General features: G+C 71.5%; 12 protein-coding genes. 3 read left to right on the top strand and 9 right to left on the bottom strand.

Going from position 1 to position 19,183, the window contains the following annotated elements:
- Window positions 1-13: 13 nt before the first annotated feature.
- Together C8D87_RS16420 and C8D87_RS16415 are read left to right on the top strand one after the other, a co-directional pair.
- Window positions 14-2,851, top strand: a complete 2,838-nt coding sequence (locus tag C8D87_RS16420) for a glycoside hydrolase family 3 protein (RefSeq protein ID WP_215732330.1) — start codon at window positions 14-16, stop codon at window positions 2,849-2,851.
- A 246-nt stretch (window positions 2,852-3,097) separates the two neighbouring features.
- Window positions 3,098-4,075, top strand: a complete 978-nt coding sequence (locus C8D87_RS16415) for an acetylxylan esterase (protein ID WP_112227304.1) — start codon at window positions 3,098-3,100, stop codon at window positions 4,073-4,075.
- Window positions 4,076-4,102: 27 nt separating this feature from the next.
- Here the strand turns inward: C8D87_RS16415 and C8D87_RS16410 are convergent, their stop codons facing one another.
- The 3 genes from C8D87_RS16410 to C8D87_RS16400 form a co-directional block, all read right to left on the bottom strand.
- Window positions 4,103-5,068, bottom strand: a complete 966-nt coding sequence (locus C8D87_RS16410) for a zinc-binding dehydrogenase (protein ID WP_112227693.1) — start codon at window positions 5,066-5,068, stop codon at window positions 4,103-4,105.
- 79 nt (window positions 5,069-5,147) lie between these two features.
- The gene (trpC, locus tag C8D87_RS16405; RefSeq protein ID WP_112227692.1) at window positions 5,148-5,924 is read right to left on the bottom strand and encodes an indole-3-glycerol phosphate synthase TrpC; all 777 of its coding nucleotides are present in this window, start codon (window positions 5,922-5,924) and stop codon (window positions 5,148-5,150) included.
- A 31-nt stretch (window positions 5,925-5,955) separates the two neighbouring features.
- The gene (locus C8D87_RS16400; protein ID WP_112227303.1) at window positions 5,956-7,062 is read right to left on the bottom strand and encodes a class I SAM-dependent methyltransferase; all 1,107 of its coding nucleotides are present in this window, start codon (window positions 7,060-7,062) and stop codon (window positions 5,956-5,958) included.
- 79 nt (window positions 7,063-7,141) lie between these two features.
- Between C8D87_RS16400 and C8D87_RS16395 the strand changes: the two genes are divergently transcribed.
- Complete coding sequence (locus C8D87_RS16395) at window positions 7,142-7,726, top strand: superoxide dismutase family protein (RefSeq protein WP_146231623.1); 585 nt, start codon at window positions 7,142-7,144, stop codon at window positions 7,724-7,726.
- A 97-nt stretch (window positions 7,727-7,823) separates the two neighbouring features.
- Here C8D87_RS16395 and C8D87_RS16390 read toward each other — a convergent pair whose 3' ends face one another.
- The 6 genes from C8D87_RS16390 to C8D87_RS16365 form a co-directional block, all read right to left on the bottom strand.
- Window positions 7,824-8,513, bottom strand: coding sequence for a GH12 family glycosyl hydrolase domain-containing protein (locus C8D87_RS16390; RefSeq protein WP_112227302.1), 690 nt, complete (start codon window positions 8,511-8,513; stop codon window positions 7,824-7,826).
- 101 nt (window positions 8,514-8,614) lie between these two features.
- Window positions 8,615-9,637 carry a LacI family DNA-binding transcriptional regulator gene (locus C8D87_RS16385; protein WP_112227301.1) on the bottom strand — a complete coding sequence of 341 codons (1,023 nt, stop codon included), beginning with the start codon at window positions 9,635-9,637 and terminating at the stop codon, window positions 8,615-8,617.
- A 223-nt stretch (window positions 9,638-9,860) separates the two neighbouring features.
- On the bottom strand, window positions 9,861-10,811 hold the full coding sequence (locus C8D87_RS16380) for a PucR family transcriptional regulator (protein WP_112227300.1): 951 nt from the start codon (window positions 10,809-10,811) through the stop codon (window positions 9,861-9,863).
- A 367-nt stretch (window positions 10,812-11,178) separates the two neighbouring features.
- A complete protein-coding gene (locus tag C8D87_RS16375) occupies window positions 11,179-13,974 on the bottom strand; it encodes an ATP-binding protein (protein WP_170166447.1) in 2,796 nt (931 codons plus the stop codon).
- Window positions 13,971-16,385 carry an ATP-binding protein gene (locus tag C8D87_RS45915; RefSeq protein ID WP_170166446.1) on the bottom strand — a complete coding sequence of 805 codons (2,415 nt, stop codon included), beginning with the start codon at window positions 16,383-16,385 and terminating at the stop codon, window positions 13,971-13,973. The genes C8D87_RS16375 and C8D87_RS45915 overlap by 4 nt, the downstream gene beginning before the upstream one ends.
- Window positions 16,382-19,051 carry a helix-turn-helix transcriptional regulator gene (locus C8D87_RS16365; RefSeq protein ID WP_112227298.1) on the bottom strand — a complete coding sequence of 890 codons (2,670 nt, stop codon included), beginning with the start codon at window positions 19,049-19,051 and terminating at the stop codon, window positions 16,382-16,384. The genes C8D87_RS45915 and C8D87_RS16365 overlap by 4 nt, the downstream gene beginning before the upstream one ends.
- Window positions 19,052-19,183: the final 132 nt, after the last annotated feature.

Raw genomic sequence — 19,183 nt, 5'->3', positions numbered from 1 at the left:
GAGGGGTTACCACGTGGTTTCCGAGTCCATGTCCGCCGTCGATCGACTGCCTTTCCGCGACCCAGCGCTGCCGTTGCGGAAGCGCATCGACGATCTGATCGAGCGGCTGACGCTCGACGAGCGGCTGGCGATGCTGCACCAGTACTCGCCGGCCGTGCCCCGGCTGGGCGTCGCCGCGTTCCGCACCGGGACCGAGGCGCTGCACGGCGTCGCCTGGCTCGGCGAGGCCACGGTGTTCCCGCAGGCCGTCGGGCTGGGGGCGACGTGGGACGAGGAGCTGGTGCGCCGCGTCGCCGAGGCCACCTCGGTCGAGCTGCGCGCGTTCCACTACCACCGCCCGACCGCCATCGGCACGGGCACCAACAGCCTGCAGGCGTGGGCGCCGGTGCTGAACCTGCTGCGCGACCCGCGCTGGGGCCGCAACGAGGAGGGCTACTCAGAGGACCCGCTGCACACCGCGCGCCTCGGCGTGGCGTTCTGCCGCGGCCTCGTGGGTGAGCACCACCGGTTCCTGCGCGCGGCCCCCGTGCTCAAGCACTTCCTCGCCTACAACAACGAGGACGACCGCTGCGTCACCTCGTCCGGCCTGCGCCCACGCGTGCTGCAGGAGTACGACCTCGCCGCTTTCCGTCCCGTGGTCGAGTCGGGCACCGCCACCGGCGCCATGGCCGGCTACAACCTGGTCAACGGCCGCCCGTGCCACGTGAGCCCGCTCATCGAGACGGAGCTGCGCCGCTGGGCAGAGGTGACCGGCCACGAGCTGTTCGTGGTCAGCGACGCCGAGGCGCCGTCCAACCTGGTCGACCCGGAGCACTACTTCGACGACCACGCCGAGTCCCACGCCGCCGCGCTCAAGGCGGGCATCGACAGCTTCACCGACCACGGTCAGGACAGCGACACGCCAGTCGGCCGCCTGCGTGAGGCGCTGGACCGCGGCCTGATCGACTCGTCCGATGTGGACCGTGCGGTCCGCCGGCAGCTCGCGCTGCGCTTCCGGCTCGGCGAGTTCGACCCCGAGCTCGACCCCTACGCCGCCATCGGCCCGGAGGTCATCGACTGCGCCGAGCACCGCGCCCTCGCGCTGCAGTCCGCGACCGAGTCGGTGGTGCTGCTGCGCAACGAGGGTCTGCTGCCGCTCGACGCCAGCGGCGCGCTGCGGGTCGCGGTCATCGGCCCGCTCGCCGACACGCTGTGCGAGGACTGGTACAGCGGCACGCTGCCGTACCAGGTCACGGTCGCCGACGGCATCAGGTCGGTGATCCAGGGGCAGGACGGCGAGGTGCTCGTCGCGGACGGCTCCGACCGGGTGGCCCTGCGCTCGCGCACCAGCGGCGAGCTGCTCGGCAAGACCCCGTTCGACGTCGACGACTGGGGAGACGGGGTGCTGACGCTGCGGTCCGCGGAGACCGGGCGCTACCTCCGGCTCGACCACGAGGACGACTCGCTGGTGGCGGACCAGGTGCAGATCAAGAGCTGGGACGTCCGCGAGACGTTCCGCCTGGTGCCCGAGGGCGACTTCGTGTTGTTCCAGAACGTGCTGTCGGGCCGCTACGCCACCGTCGACCCCGTCGACGGCCGGGTGAGCGTCACCGCCGAGACGCCGGAGGCCGCCGAGCGCTGGGAACGCGAACTGCTGCGGGACGGTACCGCGGAAGCACTGGCCGCCGCCGCCTCGGCGGACGTCGCGGTCGTCGTCCTCGGCAACCACCCCCTGATCCACGGCCGCGAGACCGAGGACCGCGCGGGCATCGCGCTGCCCGACGCCCAGGAGTCGCTGCTGCGCGCCGTGGCGAACGTCCGCAAGGACACCGCGCTGGTCGTGATGAGCAGCTACCCCTACGCCCTGGACTGGGCCGACGAGCACCTGCCCGCCGTGGCGTGGACCTCCCACGGCGGGCAGGAGACAGGCAGGGCGGTCGCGGCCGTCCTGCTCGGCGAGGCGGAGCCGTCCGGAAGGCTGCCGCAGACGTGGTACCGCGGCGACGACGAGCTGCCGCACCCCCTCGACTACGACATCATCAAGGCGGGCTGGACGTACCAGTACCACCAGCCCGCGCCGCTGTACCCGTTCGGCCACGGCCTGTCCTACACCGAGTTCGCCCACCGCGACCTCATCCTGTCCGCGGCCACCGTCACCCCGGGCAGCGCGGTCGACGTCTCGGTGACCCTGACCAACACGGGCGCTCGCAGCGGCAGCGAGGTCGTCCAGCTCTACGTCCGCGCGCTCGACGCCCGCTACGAGGCACCACAGTTGCGGCTGGCCGACTTCCGCAAGGTCAGGCTCGCCGCCGGGGAGAGCCACGTGCTGAGCTTCCGCCTCTCCACCGACCAGCTGGCCCACTGGGACGTGGCGACCGGCGCCTTCACCGTCGACCCCGGCGGCTACGAGGTGATCGTCGCCCGCTCCGCCACCGACCTCGTGCTCACCGCACCGCTGACGGTGGCGGGCCCGGCCCCGGCACCGCGCGCCGGCGTCGACCGCCGCCTGCTCGCCGTCGACTTCGACGACCACGAGGGCACCACGATCGTCGACGCCACCCGCGTGACCGGCGACGCGATCACCCCCACCGACCCCGCCCAGCCGGCGACGCTGCTGTTCCGCTCGGTCGACCTGTCCGGTGCGGTCGGGGTCGAGGCCGAACTCGCCTGCGATGGTTCCGACGCGCGCGTGGCCTTCTGGACCGGTGAGGAGTTGCTGGCTGAGATCGCGGTCCCGGTCACCGGCGACCGCTACACGTGGACGACCGCGTCGGCGGCGCTGGCGGCACCGCTGGCCGGGGTCCACGACCTGCGGGTGACACTGCACGGCGAGTTCCGCATGACCGCCTTCCGCTTCTCCTCGGGCGGCTGAGACCGGTGGCCCGCCTTCCGGCGGCGGCGGGCCACCACCCTTTTCCAGGCGGCTGCGCGCCTGGGCCGGAACGGTGGCCCGTCCTGTGGCGGGAGGCGGGCCACCACCCTCACGCCGAGTCGATACGCACCTCGTCCACGCGCTCCCCACGCCGCTGCACGCCCGCACCAGACCGGTGGCCCGTCCCTGCGGCAGGAGGCGGGCCACCCCCCTTTCTCACACCCCGAATCTCGCGAAAGAGCCTCGATGCCGCTGACCGACGGCACCCACGCCGAGCTCACCAACTTCCGCCCGGAAATGCCGGCACCACAGGACTTCGACGCGTTCTGGGACCAGACCCTCGCCGAGGCACGCGCCCTCGGCGGCGCCGTGAAAACCGACCGCGTCACCGAGCAGCACCTGCTGCGCACGGTCGAGGTGGACGACGTCCGCTTCCCCGGCTGGAACGGCGAACCGGTGGCGGCGTGGCTGCTGCGGCCGCGCGACGCCGAGGGTCCGCTGCCCGTCGTCGTCACGTACATCGGCTACACCGGCGGCCGCGGCCTGCCCACCGACCACCTGTTCTGGTCCGCCGCCGGGTACGCGCAGCTCGTCGTCGACAGCCGCGGCCAGGGGCACGACACGCCGGACCAGAACGCGGGCGGCGGTCCGCAGTGGGCCAAGGGTTTCATGACCCGCGGCATCGACTCGCCCGAGAACTACTACTACCGGCGCCTCATCACCGACTGCGTCCGCGCGGTGGACGCGGTCGGTGAACTGCCCGGGCTGGACCCGGAACGGGTGATCGTCGCGGGCGGCAGCCAGGGCGGTGGGCTGACGATCGCGGTCGCCGGGCTCACCGAGGTTGCGGCGGCGCTGCCGGACGTGCCGTTCCTGTGCCACTTCCGGCGGGCGGCGGAGGTGTGCGGGGAAGGGCCGTACGTCGAGCTCGCGGAGTACCTGCGCTGGCACAGCAGGCACGGTGTGGAACCGGCTTTCGCCACGCTGTCCTACTTCGACGGTGTCCACTTCGCACAGCGGGCCACCGCACCCGCGTTGTTCAGCGTCGGGTTGATGGACCCCATCTGCCCGCCGTCCACTGTGTACGCCGCGTTCAACCACTACGCGGGCGAGGACCGGACGATGACCGTGTGGCCGTTCGCCGATCACGGTGGCGGGCACGGGTCGAACTCGGTCGCGCAGCTGGCGTGGCTGCGCGACCGGGGCCTGGTGCCGACCACGTGAGCCGCTGAGCGGAGTGCCGCAGGAGCGTCAGATGAGCAGCAGCGACTTGCCGATCGTGGCGCGCTGCTCCAGCGACCTGTGCGCCTCCGAGGCCTGTGCCAACGGGAACGTTGCGCCGATGAACGGGCGGATCCGGCCCTGCGCGGTGAGGGTGAGCGCCTCCGTGAGGAGTTCGCGCACGGTCGCCGGGTCGGGAGGCCCGGCCGCCAGCGCGTTGTGCACGTGCACCTGCCGCTGCTCCGCCAGCTCCGGGTCGATGTCGGCGAAGCCTTCCGCGGAGCCGTAGGTGACGAAGCGGCCGCCAGGGGCGACGGTCTCGAACACGGCCCGGCCGAGCGGTCCCCCGGCGCCGTCGAAGGCGAGATCGACACCGGCTCCGCCGACCGCCTCCCGGACCTGCTGCTGCCAGCCGGCGACCGAGTAGTCGACCGCCACCTCCGCGCCCAGTTCGCGGGCCAGCGCGAGCTTCGCCTCACCACGAGCCGCGGCGACCACCCGTGCGCCGGCGTCGCGCGCCAGTTGCACCAGCAGCGATCCCGCGCCGCCCGCGGCGGCCGCTACCAGCACCCACTCGCCCTGCGCGATCTTCGCGCCGCGCAGGAGGCTCAGCGCGGTGACGCCGTCGTGCACCATGGCCGCGGCCTCCGCCGAGCTCACGCCCTCCGGCACCGCGACGATCTCATCGGCGGAGTAGACGATCCGTTCCGCGTAACCCTCGGACCCGCGGGCGGCGACGTGCCGGCCGAGCCAGGCAGGATTCACGCCCTCCCCGACCGAGAGCACCGTCCCCGCACCGCCCCCGCCCGGCACGTACGGCGGGTTCAGCGGGAAGAACTCGCCGCCCCACCCGCTCCGCAGCAGCGTGTCGAGGAAGATCACGTCGGCGGCGTCCAGGCCGACCACGACCTGTCCAGGACCGGCGACCGGGTCCGGAACCTCCTCCGCTACCAGCACCTCGGGTCCACCGAACTCGTGCACACGGACAGCACGCACCACAACCACATCCCCGTCTCGATCACCTTGACGGGGACCACGCTAAGAGCTCCACCAAAGTGGAGATCAAGACCTGGTTCTACGAGCCGATGAACTCGCGGATCGACGACCGCGGATCACCCGAGCGCACCAGCGCCTCTCCCACCAGCACGACGTCCGCGCCCCAGCGGCGGTACTCGGCGACGTCCTCAGGGCCTGCCACCCCGGACTCCGCGATGCGCACGGAGCTCTCCGGCAGGTGCGGCGCCAGCTTCTGGAAGACCGCACGGTCGACCTCCAGCGTGGTCAGGTCGCGGGCGTTGATCCCGATGACCTCGGCACCCAGCTCGACCGCCCGAGCGATCTCGTCCTCGGTGTGCGTCTCGACGAGGGGCGTCAGCCCGAGCTCGAGCGCGAGCCCGTGCAGCTCGTCCAGCAGCCCGCCCGGCAGCGAGACGACCATCAGCAACGCCAGGTCCGCACCCCACGCCCGCGCCTCCCACAGCTGGTACGGCGTGACGATGAAGTCCTTGCGCAGCACCGGAACGTCCACTTCCGCGCGGACCGACGCCAGGTCCTGCAGCGAACCGCCGAACCGGCGCTGCTCGGTGAGGACGCTGATCGCCGCCGCACCGCCCGCCGCGTAGGCAGCGGCCAGCGCCGCCGGGTCCGGGATCGCGGCGAGCTCGCCCTTGCTCGGGCTCTTCCGCTTGACCTCGGCGATGATCGACACGCCCGGCGCGCGGAAGCCCGGCAGCGGGTCCAGCGGGGGCGGCGCGTCCGACACGCGTGCCTTCAGTTCGGCGAGCGAAACCTGGCTCTGCCGTTGTGCCAGGTCCTCCTGGACTCCCGCCAGGATCCCGTCCAGCACCGTCACTGTCATTCCCCTTCGTCGTGAGCATTCGCGCTCACATTGCCTCACGGGCCGCGTGGAAGAGGTGAAGCCGCGCCGAGGACGAGACGCCGACCGACATCTCCTCCAGCGGCGTGAATCCTGCGGCCCGCAACGCGGTGCGCCACAGGTGCGCGCCCGGGAAGATCGTCCCACCGCGCACGACCTCGCCGCCAGGCGCCGGCGAGTGCAGGAAGTGCGTGGACGTGAGCGCCATCGGGTCGTCTTCGACCGGTGTGGTGAGCACGAGCTCGCCGTCGGGCACCAGGAGATCGCGGATCCGGCACAACGCTCTGCCGATGTTGACGGCGTGGTGCAGCGTGTGCCCGGCGACGACCATGTCGGCGGTGCCGTCCGCGAAGCCCTGCGCGGCGAAGTCCTCGTTGATGTCGAGGCCCTCCGCGCGCAGGGGTTGCGCACCGATGTCGGTGAACCGGTAGTGGTTGATGAGGCCGGGTGACTCCCTCAGCACCGCGGCCGTCAGGCGTCCCGCCCCGCACCCGAGCTCCACCACCCGGACCAGGTCCTGCCTGGCACGCGCAGTCCGTCGCACGTACTCGGCGCCGGCCTCGTCGAGCTCACCGCTGAGCGAGGAAAGCCCTTCCCCGGCCAGCGCGCCGAGCACCGTGCTGTCCGGTGCGAGCAGGTCGGCCGCAGTGAGCTCGTCGGAGAGCAGCTCCGGCAGGTACACCAGTGCGCGGCGGTGCAGGCGCGCGACCTCGGCCGGAATCCGGAGTCGCGCGTGCAGGAGGACCAGCTCGTCCGGATCGGCGGCGGGCGCCTCACCGAGCACGCGGTAGACGTCGCCGTCCAGCTCGACCACGGCGTGTGCGGACAACGCCCGCAGCCACCGCCGGACGAGCCACTCGTGCCGCCCGGCGACGCGCAGCGCCCGCACCGTGTCGCCGATAGATCTCACCGCGCCGGGCTCCAGCTCCAGCGCCGCGGCCATCGCGGCGAGGCTGATGGAGCCGAGCCGGTCGGAAGTGGCCGGGCTCCGCCCGGAAACTCGCGGGTACGCCATCGGACGGTCCTCTCCGCGGACGCCGTTGATGTGCGGATGGTTCCACACGAGGTGCGCACCGGTGGCGGCTTCCGGAATCGGCGGAACTTCTTCCGCCAAGACGGTTTGTCCTTTTCGGACGTCCGGCCGGAAACGATATCGTCCACTGCGGACACTCGACCAAGGAGAGAAAATGCGCATGACCGCGACGGTTCTGGCCGGAGCCGTCCTCTTCGCGGGCGGTCTCACCGCCTGCTCCTCCGGCGATGCGGCCAAGCCGTCCCCCACGTCGACGCCGGTCACCTCGGTCGCGGGCACCGCCGTCGCCGAACCGGCCGCCGGCGGCGAGCAGCCGAAGGCCATCACGTACGACGCGAAGCGGGTTCCGGTCGGCGCGCAGCTCGCCACGTCGGCGAAGATCGAGAACGGCAAGACCGCGGTCACCCTGACCGTGTCGGGCCTGCTGCCGAACACCCAGTACGGCTCACACGTGCACACCAAGCCGTGCGGCGCGAAGCCCGCAGACTCCGGCCCGCACTACCAGAACGAGAAGGACCCGGTGTCGCCGAGCGTCGACTCGAAGTACGCCAACCGGGACAACGAGATCTGGCTGGACTTCACCACCGACGACAAGGGCGCGGCGACGTCCTCGGCGACGGTTGCCTGGGAGTTCCGCAAGGGCGAGGCGAACGCGGTCGTCGTGCACGCCACGGCCACCCACACCGAGCACGGCAAGGCCGGCACCGCCGGTGACCGCCTGGCCTGCCTGACCAACGCTTACTGAATGGTCTGCCCGAGCTGATCCTCCCGCTCAGATCGAGCAGACGTGGCGCCGCCCGCCGGAGATCCGGCGGGCGGCGCTTTTGTCGACGGGACTCCGATCAGCCCCCGGAGACGGAGAAGCTGTTGGTGGTGAAGTTCAGGCCACCGCTGGACGACGTGATCTCGTAGCCGAACTGCACGGCACCGACCGTCACGTCACCGAACCAGCCCCGGTTGCGGATCCAGTCCATGACCGCCTTGATGTTCACCGTGCCGGATCCGGTGTTGGACGTGCGGACGAACGAGAACACCTCGTTGTGACCGTTGGAACCCCGGTAGACGTTCCAGCTGTGACCGCCGACCGACACCGACGCCTGCCAGGAACCGAGCGGGCCGACCGCACCGACCTTGTTCATCCACAGCATGATTTCGTAGGCGTTGTTGTTGGCCCAGATGTCGTAGGCCGTGGTGTAGGCACCCGAGTTCGGGTACGACACGTTGAAGCTGCTCGACAGGCTCCTGATCGAGCTGAGCCTGCGGTTCACCATCTTCTCCGAGTGCGGGTAGGACTTGATGCCACCCGTGTTGGGGTGGTTCGCCCAGACACCCCAGTTGCTGTAGGAGTTCGCCCAGACGGTCTGCGGACCGTAGCCGCTGCCCCAGATGTTGTTGCGCACCGTGTATCCGCCGTTCGACCAGGTTCCCCACCTGTCGGAGGAACTCCAGGTCGCCGCCTGCGCGGCGGGAGCCCCCAGGGAAACCGTCAGGACGGCCGCCATCGCGACCACGAACGCACGCATGATCTTCATTCGATTCCTTTCCGCACGCCATTGAACGGAATTGATGCCCGTTGCCGGGCATTTCCTGCGGTCGAACCTGACATCGAACGCGTCGAACCCGACCGCACGGATTATGGGATTAATTTTCCGGGAATGCCCGAAGGAAAAGCACGACCGGTGCGACTCGACAACTCCGGCGGCAGCAACGTGAGCGCAGGCGTTTTTTGCCCGTTCAGCTTGGCCACGAGCAGCTCGACCGCACACCGGCCGAGCACGTCGGCCGGCAACCGCACACACGTGAGCCGCATGCGCTCGGCGAGCTCGTCCGGGCAGATCGCCATCAGCGTCACGTCGTCGGGCACCCGCCGCCCTTCGGCGCGCAGGCACTCGACCACCCAGCCCAGCACTGCCTCGTTGTGCACGACCAGTGCCGACATCTGCGGGAGCTCGCGCAGCAACGTTCGGACGACGGCGTGCACCGAGTCGTACCGCGGCTCGGCCGGCAGCGCGGTCGACACGACGCCGCGGCGCATGGCCGCCGTGCTGAACCCGGCCAGCGTCCGTTGCGCGTATCCGGTGTTCCGCGCGTAGACCACGCCCGGCGCACCGAGAAAGCCGATGCTGCGATGCCCGAGCCCGGCGAGGTGCTCCACGCACCGCGCTCCCGCCGCCTCGAAGTCCAGGTCGACGCAGGTGAGCCCGGCGGCAGCCGCGGGATGACCGATGAGGACGGCCGGGCGGTCGAGCTCACGCACCACCTGCACGCGCTCGTCGTCCAGACCCACGTCCATCAGCAGGAAGCCGTCGGCCCCGGCTCCGCCGGCCACGCGGCGCAGGCCGTCCGCACCTTGGGCCGCGGTCATCAGCAGCACATCCATGTCCTGCTCACGCGCCGTGGACACCACGGACGTGACGAACCGCATCACCACCGGCAGCTGCACACCCTCGCGCAGCGGCAGAACCAGTGCCAGCACGTTCGTCCGGCTGCTCGCCAGCGCTCTCGCTCCGGCGTGCGGGTGGTAGCCCAGCGATTGGATGCTTTCCCGCACCCGCACACTCGTCTGGGCCGAAATGGGACGTTTGCCGGTCAGCACGTACGAAACCGTGCTGGGTGCGACACCCGCATGTTTTGCCACGTCCACGATGGTGACCACGCCGACACCTCCGAAGGGGAATCGAAGCGCTTCGAATATGAACGCGAATGTGACACGAACACAACACGACCGTCAAGAGAATCCATCGCGTTCGACGGTTTCGTCGAAATTCTCGTCGATGTTCGACCTTCGTTCGACGATGCGCCGATGACGGAAGTCGTTTCGTGTCACCAAACGTGATCGAGGCCAAGGGGGAGGTGCCGGCGCCTCCAGGACGTCCCGGTCAGCGCACCGCGTCGGCGATCAGGGCGGCGGTCAGGAGCTGCACGCCGCGTCCGCTCGTCGGGTCGCACCCGGTGACGCTGGCGATCCGCTGCAGCCGGTAGTCGAGCGTGCTGCGGTGGATGAAGAGGTTCTTCGCCGCCTTGTTGCGGTTGTAGTCGGCGTCGATCAGCGCCGTGAGCGTCTCCCACAGCACCGCATGGGCGCGCAGCGGCTTGATCACCGCGACGAGGTTGTCCGCAACCCCCCGGTGACGGATCACCGCGTACTCCACGAGGACGTCGCTGATGCTGTACATCCCGCTCGGACGCCTGCCCGCCGCGACGAGGCGCAGGACGTCGCCCGCCTCGCGGAAGCCGTCCGCGAGCTGCGCCCGACCCCGCTTCGCGACCGCGAGCCAGCCGTTGCCGTTCAGCCACTGGGTGAGATGCCCGGTGATGCGGGTGGTACGACCGGCGTCGATGTCCGGGATCAGCAGCACGAGGTCACCTTCGTGGCGGGTGCTGAGCACACCGGGGCCCGCGACCTCGGCCGGCACCGCCTTGCCGCGCCCGTTGGCGCAGCTGCGGGCGACGACGACGAGGTAGCGCGCGGCCAGGCTGTCCAGCACGGCCTGCGGCACCGAGCGGCCGGCGATCAGCTCCGCGGCCAGGTCCCGCGGCACGCTCCCACCCGCACCGGTGCCCGCGTTGCGCCGGAAACCTTCGAGGAACTGCTCGAGGATCGACCCGCTGCTGCGTACGAGGTTCGCGAGTTCGGGGTTGTCACCGGCCGCCTGCAACAGGACGTCCACGAGCTCGCCGTGGCGGTCGCCGTCCCACCTCTCGCCGACAGCCCGCACTCTGGCCAGGAAGTCCGCCGGTTCCGGCGAGGAGTCGCTCACCGGCCGCAGGCCCGAAAACGGGGCTCTGACATCCACCGAGGGTTCCCATTCGACCACGGTTTCCGTCATTGTCGATCCACCTTCCCGAAGGACACGGTCGTGTCGACGAAACACGATTCCTGGACTACCCGATCGCGTGACCGCGATCACTCGACCGAGTCGAGATCGCGCCTTCTCCGAACTTTCTGCGGAATGGTTCCGAGTTCGTTGAAACTTCCACGGATCTACGAAAATGTTAGGGAGGTGCAGGAGTCCGGGTCAACGTCGCGTACCAAATACTGTGGTGCCGTTCCACCTATGGTTCGGTACGGGGCCTACAGAGCGTGACGGTACGGTCAGACGTATGACGTGTACCGAGTCAGAGATACACTGTTCAGGTGATTGCATTAGCCGTAACGCATGGGTTGCACTACCCCGAACCGGTGACAGCTGGTCATCAGGCCGGTGACGCCGAACCTACGCTCCGGAGTGCCTCGGCCAGCTCCGAGCGCCGCCGCACCCCGAGCTTGCGATAGGTGTTCGTGAGGTGCTTCTCAACCGCCCTCGAAGTGACGTCGAGCATCTCCGCGATTTCCTGGTTCGATCGGCCGCTCACCGCCAGCATCGCGACTTTCTGCTCCGACCGAGTCAGTTTCCCGCCGGTGTTCACAGGCGCGGTGAAACCGAGTGCGACGCGAGCGCGGTGCGCAATCCGCTGCGCGCCGATTTCCTCGGCGAGTTCGAGACAGGAACGCCACGAGTCGGAGAGTTCCGTGAGTTCGGCGCGCTGCCTCAACGCGTGGAGGAGCTCGAGCCGATGCGCCGAGGTCCGGAGCACGTCGATCGCCCGGCCGGTGAGGTCCAGACCGCGGTCACCTCCGACGATCCGCCCGAGCACCCGCAGGGTCCGCCCGATGCCCGACGCCGCGCCCCACTCCTCCGCGATCAGCCGCTCCTCCTCGGCCAGCGCGATCGCGTCGCACGTGGCACCGAGCTTGAGCTTGACCAGCGCGAGCGCCGACCGCCAGGGAAACAGCACGGGATTGCGCCAGCCCAACCGGTCCAGGTGCGCGCCGCAGTCGGCCAGCGTCAGCGCCGCCACGGCGTGCTCTCCCCGCGCGACGGCCGCGTGTCCGCGCAGCAGCCCGGTCATCGTGGCCAGGCACGGGTTCGCCGGCTCCGCCTCGACCGAGGTGAGCAGCCGGCCGATGAGGACCGGATCACCGAGCTGCAGTGCGACGGCGCCCGACACGACAGCGGCGGACGTGCCGACCGAACCCCAGTTCCACGCACCGAGGTCGAGCGCATCGGTCGCGGCGAGCGTCGCGTCGCCGACCCGTCCGGTGAGCAGGTGGATCAGCGACTGCTCGGTGCGGATCATCGCCTGTTCGACGACGTCACCCCGCTGCTGTGCGGCAACGAGCGCACGTTCCAGCCAGCCGGCCACCACCCCCGGCGAGTCCGCCGCGCCCAGTGCCGTCACCAGCAGTGGCGCCGCGCTGGCCGAGTGGGCCGATGACGCGGGCTCGCGCGCCAGCAGCTGCTCGGCCAGCACCGCCACCCGGCGCGCGGGCACCCCCACTGTCAACGCGGCCGAGTTGACCAGCACCGACACCAGCTCACGGGCCGCTCCGCTGTCGGTCCACTCGCCTTCTTGCAGCTCGTCCAGCCTCGTGCAGGTGCCGGCGAGTCCCCACGACTCCGTCCGGCAGATGAAACGCAGCCTGGCCTCGAGCCGCAGGGCGAGATCCCGATCGACACCGCTGAGCTGCTCCGGCCGCCCGAACTCCTCGAAGATCCCGCGCAGGATGGACACCACAGCGTCCGGCGCGTCCCCCATGACCGCCGGCGTGAGCCTGATCAACGCGGCCGCCCGCTGACGGGGACCGGGCAGCAGCGCGACCGCGTACGAGAGCGTGCGCACCGCTGCGTTCACGTCCAGCAGGCGTTCCGCGCTCGCCAGGTCGACGAGGACGGTCGCCCGGTCCGGACCGTCGACGGACGTGTCCAGCAGAGCGCGCCGCAGGTAGGCGACCGCGGTCTGGGGTGCGCCACGCCGCAGTGCGACGTGCGCGGCGTCCCGCAGCGCCTCCACCGCCCACAGCCCCTGAGGCGTCGAGGTGGCGAGCAGCTGCCCGGCGACCGTCTCCACGGGTTTGCCCAGGTCGTACAGCAGCCGCACGGCCCGGAGATGGAACTGTTCCCGTTCACCGGCGGACATCAGGTCGTCGACCGCCTCCCGCGCGCCCGGATGGGCGAAGCCGGCACCGCGGAACAGCCCGAGCCTGCCCAGAGCGCGCACGATCTCCGCGGTCGACGGCTCGTCGAGACCGGCGAGCACGCTCACCACGTCCAGTTCGGCGGACTCCCCCAGCACCGCCGCCGCCTTCAGCAGCCGCCGCACCGGCTCCGGTTGCGCCCGCATGCAGGCGACCAGCCGCTCCCTGGCCTGCGCCGGGCGCACCGCACGCACCAACTCGGCGTTCGCCTCCGTCGGCGGCTCACCTCCCACCGCCCACGCCAGCGCGAGCCCGGTGAGCAGCAACGGGTTGCCGCCGGTCGTCTCGTGGCAGGCCAGCCCGAACGCCTCGTCGCACTCGCGCCCCAGTTTGGCGCGAACGAGCTTGGCGGCCCCGGCCGGACTCAGCGGCCGCGGCCGCAGCCGCCGGGTGGCCGCCGCGAGCACCGACGCCGCCGCGGGGCGCTCGGCGAGCGGGTCTCCCTCGCGCACCGTCACCACCAGCACCACCCGCAGGTGCCGGATGCGGCCGGCCAGCAGCTCGAGCGTGGCGAGCGACGGCTCGTCGACCCACTGCAGATCGTCCACGAGCACGAAGAGCGGCTTGATCGTGCTGAGGTTGCGGCTGAGGCTGAGCAGACCGAGCTGGACGGGCTGCGCGGCGTCGTCGAGGCGACCGGTGCCGTCCCGGTCGAACACCGGACCGGCGAGTGCCGCGGGCCCGGACCACACCTGCGCCGGCGCACCCGCCAGCACCGGCTCGAGCAGTTGCCGGACCACCCCGAAGGCGTGATCGCGTTCCATCAGGGTCGCGGAGGCGTGCAGCACGGAGAAGGACGCGGCGCCGGGATGCCGGGACAGGGCCCGGAGCAACGCGGTCTTGCCGTTGCCCAGCGGGCCTGCCAGCACCACGACACTGCCGATGCCGTCCAGGGCCTGCTCGAGAGCCCGCGCCACCAGGCTCGTCTCGTCATCGCGTTCGAGCAGCACTCCGGTCGCGCATCCTCTCGTCATGCGGTGGGCTCCCAGCCGAGCCCGCGGGCCCGCTGGACGAGCGGGGCCGATCGGCACAGCACGGCGATCTCCGCCGCCTCCGTGATCATCGGCGCGGCGGACGCCGGGTCCACGACCTGGGCGAGTTCCAGCAGTGCGGTCGCGCGCAGCAGCCGGAACGGTGAATCGGCGAGCAGGCGGACGGCTTCCCGCAGGTGGGCTTCCCCGCCGATGACCGCCGCGCAGCTCAGGTGGGCCCTGGCGATCGTGCTGGGCGCGCCCCAGCGCTGGGCGAGCTCGAGGTCGCGCGTGCACACGCGGGCCGCGCGCTCGTGGTCGCCTGTCGCGGCCAGTGCCGCCGCGGCGACCGAACGCCATGGCAGGACTGCCGGGTTCACCCACTGCCGGGACAGCATCCAGCGGCCGCACTCGTCCGCCCGTGCCACGGCCTCTGACAGGTCGCCGGTCACGAGGGCGAGCACGGCGCGGGCGAAGGTGAAGAAGGTCCGCGCGTAGCCGAAGCCGATCCGTTCGTCCGGCTGCGTCGCGGACAGTTCGATCGCGCGGTCGAGGCGGCCGCGTTCGATGTTCACGAGCATGTCCGCCGCGATCATGATCGGGCGCGCGTCCGGGTGCAGGTTCTCCAGCGGGTACGCCGACTGCGCCTGCTCCATGTCGGCGGCGGCGTTGTCCAGGTCGCCCGTCATCGCGCGCACCTTCGCCCGCATCATCAGCGCCTGCGGCACGACTGTGGTCAGCCGCCTCCTGCGGGCCTCGGCGATCACCTGGTCCAGCCCGGCGACGGCGTCGGCGGTGTCGTCGAGCGCGGCCAGCGAGAGGCAGCCGAACAGGCGGGACGTGAGCAGCTTGGCCGGTGCCTCGAGCGCGATCCTCGCCGTCGCCCTGGTGTGCTCGGCGTCGACGCCCAGGCACGTCCACATCCACGCGGCGACACCGGCGTGGTCCGGGTTCCCGCACGCGACGGGCAGCTCCGCCGTGTCGAGAATGCCCAGCTCCGGGGTCTCGACCGGGGCATCGTCGGCAATCCAGTACAACGACGTGACGGCGTCGCGATCGCCCTGGCCGCTCCGCACGGCGGTGAGCGTGCGGCGCAGCAGGGCGGCGTCACCGCGTCCCCACAGCTGGTCCGCCGCCGCCAGCCGCACGTCCCCGCACTCCGGTGGCTGGGCTTCCAGCAGCATCCTGGCGAGCCTGCGGTCCGCGGCGGCCGGCGCGACCGCGCACTCCGCGACCGCCAGGTCCAGCACGAGCTCCGCCCGCACGACCGGCTCGACCGGTTCGGCCAGTGCCCGGCGCAGGTGACCGACGGCCTCGGCCGGACGGTCGCCGTCCACCTCGTCGCGTGCCACCGCCCTCAGCAGCGGCACCACCCACGGCTCGCCGAGCGGTGAGGCTGCGGCCAGCAGCCGCGCCACCTCGGACGGGGACACGGCGCACTGGTGTCCCAGGCGGGCCGCCCTCGTGTGCAGGTCCTCGCGCTCCTGCGCCGACATGCCCTCCAGCACCCGCGACACCCTGATGCCCGCGGTCAGCTCCGGCTTGCTCTGATCCGTCACCAGCCCGGCGCCGGCCAGCAGTTCCAGCGCGCGGCCGAGCGAGATCGTCCGCAGCCTGGCCAGCACTCCCATCAGGTCGACGGGGAACGACGGACCGCAGACCGCGATCACCCTCAGCAGGTCGACGACCTCCGCGGGCAGCGAGCGGATGGCCCGCGTGGTGTAGTCGGCGAGCACCTCGGCGGCGATGCCCGCCACCGCGTCGGTGCTGGCGCCGACGGGCTCCAGGTCGTCCTCGGCGCACCGGTCGAGCAGCGGCCACAACGTCGCGGGGCGACCGCCGGTGTGGTGGTGCAGCGCCCCGGCGAACTCGTCGTCGCCCGGCCTGCCGAACCTGCTGGTCACCAGCACCGAGACGCCGTCGTGCCCGAGCGGGCGCAACGGCACCGTCGTGGCGCCGGGCAGCACCGGCAGACGGGCGTCCGTGACGACCACGACCACCATCGGCACCTGGACGGCCCGTCCGGCCAGACTCGCGAGCCAGGCGAGTGACTCGGTATCTACCAGGTCCGCGTCGTCCACGGCGATCAGCACCGGCGTGCGGCGAGCCAGCTCCACCAGCGCGCCGATGGCCGCCGGACCCCGGTCGTCCCGGTGCAGCTGGGACATCAGCTCGGCCACCACGCCACCGGATCCGTTCAGCGCCGCGCACCCGCCCGCGGCGGTCAGCACCGTGACGTCCCCGCGCAGGGCGAGGTTCACGGCGTGGTCGAGCACGGCGGTCCGGCCGGTGCCGCGATGTCCGCAGATCTCCAGCAGCGAGGACCTGCCGGACGCGAGCATCCGCACCGACCGTTCCAGCACGGCCAGCGCCGCATCCCGTTCGACCAGCACGATCGTCCCCTCCCGGCTCATCGCAGCTCCACCGCGAGCTCGGTGCGGGTCTGGGCTCCCAGTTTTCGATAGGCGTTCGAGAGATGGCTTTCCACCGTCCGCACCGTGACGTACAGCTTCTCGGCGATCTCCCGGTTGGTCAGGCCGTCCGCGGCCAGCTCGGCGACCCTGAGCTCACCGCTCGTGAGCGCGTCCCTGGGCGAGGCGTGCACGGCGCTCACCCGTCCACCCGCGGCCGTCAGCAGCTCATGCGCCCGGTCAGCGGCCATGCTCGCACCGCAGCGGACCGCGATGTCCATCGCCGCACGCAGGTGCTTGCGGGCCGTTTTCTCGTCGTTCGCGTGCATCAGCGCGTTGCCCAGCGCGCGCAGCGCCTGCGCTTCGCACAGCCGGGACTCGGCCGCTCCCAGCTCGACGACGGCTTGCTCCAGCGTCTCCACGTCTCCCGTGCTCATCCCCTCGGCGAGCAGGGCGTAGCCGCGGGCGGCCGGTGTGTTCCAGTTGCGCGCGGCGTCGGCGCCGCGCTCGGCGATCTCGGCGGCCGCGCTCAGTCTGCCCAGCCGCACGGTCACCGCGACGGCGTCGATCCACCACGGCACGAGCACCGGGTTCTGCACTCCCATCGCGTCGAACTCCCGGCCGCACCGCTGGAGCATGTCCAGCGCAGCGTCGTGGTCGCCGCAGTTCCACAACCAGTGCGCCTTGGCGTCCAGTGCCCAGCCGTACTCGACCGCGTCGCGTGGCGTCCGCATGCGGTGCAGGAGTTGCTCGGTCCGGTCGGTGTCTCCGCGTCGCACCAGCACCGCGGCCAGCACCGTCAGTGCGCAGAAGTCCTCGGGACCGGCCATCTCCAGTGCGGCGCCGGCGTCCTGCCCCGCCTGCAGCAGGTCGCCGGAGTCGAACGCCAGGCCGGCCCGCGTCGCGAGGGCGAGCTTGCGGGTGTGCGCGTCACCGGACGCAGACGCGGCCACGACGATCTCGTCCACCAGCGTCATGGCGGCGGCCCGTTCGCCGCAGAAGTGCAGCGACGGGACGGTGAAGACGTCCCAGTACTCACGGACACCACCGGGCGCGGGCAGCGCGGACCGCAGGTGACCCAGTGCCGCCGGCAGCGACTCGCCGCGCAGCACCTCGGCCCTCGCGAGCTGCTGCGCGAGCCGGCGGCCGCCCTCCGCCCTGCCTTCCGGCGACGTGATCACGCGCGCCCGGTCCATCGCCTGGCTGATGGTGGCCGAACCGCCGAACCCGTTGGCCAGGGCCATGCCCTCGGCCTGGGCTCGCAGCTCAGGGCCGATCGCGGCGAGCCGGCCGGCGCGCCCCTCCTCGGCCAGATAGCCGGTGAGCAGACGGAACCCCTCGGGGCCACGGCCCGCCCGCAGTGCCACCGCACCGCAGCTGATCGCGACCGAAGCGCGGACCGCCGGGTCGGTGACGTCGGCGAGCAGCTCCGCGTAGACGTCCATCGCCGCCGACGGGTCGATCTCGGTCAACCGGGCCGCCAGTTCCTGCCGCGTGTCGAGGTGTCCGGGCACCGCGTCCAGCACCCGCCTCAGGTAGCTGACCGCCAGCTCCGCGCTCAGCGTGCCCTCCCGTGCCGCGCCGCGCAGCGCACAGAACATCCACACCTCGGTCAGCGCGGGCAGCAGCATGACCAGCTCGGCGATCTCCTCCTGTGGCCGCCCCTCGTCCGTGAGCAGCCGCGCCGCCCTCGTCCGGACCTCCGCGAGCTTCTCCGTGCCGAGCGCACCGAGCAGCCGCTCGCGCAACACCGGCGACCGGAAGCACCCGTCCGGGGTGAGCACGCCGAGAGGCACCAGTTCCCTGCGCTTCCACTCGGCCTCCGCAGGGGAGATCTCGGCGAGGGTCGCGGCGCTCGCGGGCTCGGTGCTGCCGAGCACCGCCACCGAGGTGAGGTACCGGCGCGTCGACTCCGGCTGGTCCTCGAGCCAGGCGTGCTGCCACGCGGCGAGCTCCGCCTCGACATCGGGCGTGGTGTTGCGGGCACAGGCCTTCGCGGCCCAGGCCAGCGTGACCTCCGGGACGCCGGCGGTGCACTCCAGCGCGGTGAGGACGGTCTCGCGCTCGGGGATGAACCCGCACTCGCGGGCGATCAGCTCCGTCACGTCCGCCTCGCCGAACGGACCGAGGTCGATCGTGGTCGTGTCCAGGGCGCCGCTGAGCTCGGCGAACATCTCCTCGGCCGCGATCCTCTCGGCACACGGGTAGACCAGCACGACGTACACCGGCGGCGCGGGGATCCGCCGGGCCAGCACCGCGAGCCAGCGGGCGGTCGCGCGGTCGCAGAGGTGGGCGTCGTCGAGGACCAGCACCAGCGGCCGCTCCACCGCACGCGGGACGACCAGTTCGTTCATCGCGTACAGCCGCGCGTGCGCGTCGCGCCCGGTCAGCAGCGCGTCGACCGCGTCCACGCCGAACAGGCTGCGCGCGACGGTGAAGTCCTCGTCGCCGCCACAGGTGGTCACGAGGACGTCCGCCTCGTCGCACACCTCGTCGCGCAGCAACTCGGCCAACGCCGACTTCCCGATCGCACGCGGTCCACGCAGGTGCAGAACACCGATCCGGCCGGCGGCGGCCTCTCGCACTCCGGCGACCATCTGGCGCAGTTCCCGACGGCGCCCGACGGGACGCCAGGTGATCAGTCGCTCACCAGTCTCGGACAGCGCCATCCCCGACTCCCTTGCCGCATCAGGGTCGTACCGAATGAGACAGAACGCCACGCGTTCAACATTTGGTACAACTTTCAATCACGCAACAGGTTACTCAGATTTGTTGTAACGCTTAGACAACTTGAGCACCAC

The organism is Lentzea atacamensis, assembly GCF_003269295.1.
Taxonomy (GTDB): Bacteria; Actinomycetota; Actinomycetes; order Mycobacteriales; family Pseudonocardiaceae; genus Lentzea; species Lentzea atacamensis.
The sequence above is the reverse complement of the archived record's forward strand: the minus strand, read 5'-3'. Positions and strand labels throughout refer to the sequence as shown.

What these genes read in the sequence shown, in the direction of transcription:
- C8D87_RS16415 (WP_112227304.1), top strand. Translation starts at nt 3,098, where the DNA reads ATGCCGCTGACCGACGGCACCCACGCCGAGCTCACCAACTTCCGCCCG.
- C8D87_RS16395 (WP_146231623.1), top strand. Translation starts at nt 7,142, where the DNA reads ATGACCGCGACGGTTCTGGCCGGAGCCGTCCTCTTCGCGGGCGGTCTC.
- C8D87_RS16390 (WP_112227302.1), bottom strand. Translation starts at nt 8,513, where the DNA reads ATGAAGATCATGCGTGCGTTCGTGGTCGCGATGGCGGCCGTCCTGACG.
- C8D87_RS16380 (WP_112227300.1), bottom strand. Translation starts at nt 10,811, where the DNA reads ATGACGGAAACCGTGGTCGAATGGGAACCCTCGGTGGATGTCAGAGCC.
- C8D87_RS16375 (WP_170166447.1), bottom strand. Translation starts at nt 13,974, where the DNA reads ATGACGAGAGGATGCGCGACCGGAGTGCTGCTCGAACGCGATGACGAG.
- C8D87_RS45915 (WP_170166446.1), bottom strand. Translation starts at nt 16,385, where the DNA reads ATGAGCCGGGAGGGGACGATCGTGCTGGTCGAACGGGATGCGGCGCTG.
- C8D87_RS16365 (WP_112227298.1), bottom strand. Translation starts at nt 19,051, where the DNA reads ATGGCGCTGTCCGAGACTGGTGAGCGACTGATCACCTGGCGTCCCGTC.